1 protein-coding gene is annotated in these 1,027 nt (G+C 47.6%); it reads left to right on the top strand.

Features of this window, described 5'->3' with window-relative positions; genetic code table 11:
* Positions 1–1,027 (top strand): DUF4179 domain-containing protein (locus tag Q3F21_RS27135; protein ID WP_340259708.1); only part of this gene is annotated, 1,027 nt, incomplete at both ends.

The raw sequence follows: 1,027 nt of genomic DNA, 5'->3' as shown, positions 1-1,027 counted from the left end.
TGTCCAGGAAATCAACAAGCAAGTGACGGATAAAGGCATCACCTTGACCGTAAAAGAAGTGCTCGCCGATCCTACTCGAATCGCTCTGATCCTCGATTTTGTCGACAAGGATGGCAAGAGGCTGGATTATCGGGCGGGCGAATACGAGTTAACATTTACACTTACAGACAAGGCTGGGACGGACCTGAATCCCGAAAGAGATGGCTGGAGATGGGGAAAACACGAGGAATACATGATTGTCAGCAAAGACTTGCATGATATATTCGACTCTATGGAGAAAGTACCTGACGAGCTTACGGTCGGAGTCGAGTTCAATAAATTCATAGACACTGAAGGATCCTGGAAGCTCGATGTCCCCATCGATATGAAAAAGGCAAAAGCGGTGGCGAAGACAGTAGTCATTAATCAGGAGTACACGTCACCGCAGGGAGTTGTCATCAAGCTCGACAACATTATGACCGTTCCAAGCGCAAGTCTGCTCACCCTGAAGACGGATTGGAACGAGCAGAGAAACGCGGAGTATAGGAAGCTGATCGAGGAGAAAGGCTGGAATGATGAGCCTAAAGAGCCAAGGAAGGAAATGCGCTTAACCCACGGGGAGCTTATGCAACACTACTTGACACGCTACGATCTGGCCTATGAAATTCTCGACGAAAAGGGAAATCTGATCGCCGGCCGTGATGATACGTTTTTCAAGACTTTGAACGGTATTGAAAAAAATAGTGTGCACGAAATAAGTTCAGGAAGAGGCAAAGGGGATAGTCAAGAATGGGTGTGGTGGCACGGATTTACACCGTTTATCGGCCATGAAAAACTGACCTTCAAGCTCCACTCGATCTATCTGAATGAACCGTCTTCCTTCGAAGCTAAGATTGCCCTCGATGAATTGAACAAACAGCCGGTAACGGTCGAAAACAGCGGAAGCACCTTTACCTTCAGCAAATTCCACCTGAAGACAACGGAAGAAAAGGAGAAGATCGGAAGATACGAATCGCGCGGCAAAGGCGGGATCATCGAGTTTGAAGCA

Origin of the sequence: Brevibacillus borstelensis (assembly GCF_037834415.1) — a bacterium.
Classification (GTDB): Bacteria; Bacillota; Bacilli; order Brevibacillales; family Brevibacillaceae; genus Brevibacillus; species Brevibacillus borstelensis_A.
The sequence above is the reverse complement of the archived record's forward strand: the minus strand, read 5'-3'. Positions and strand labels throughout refer to the sequence as shown.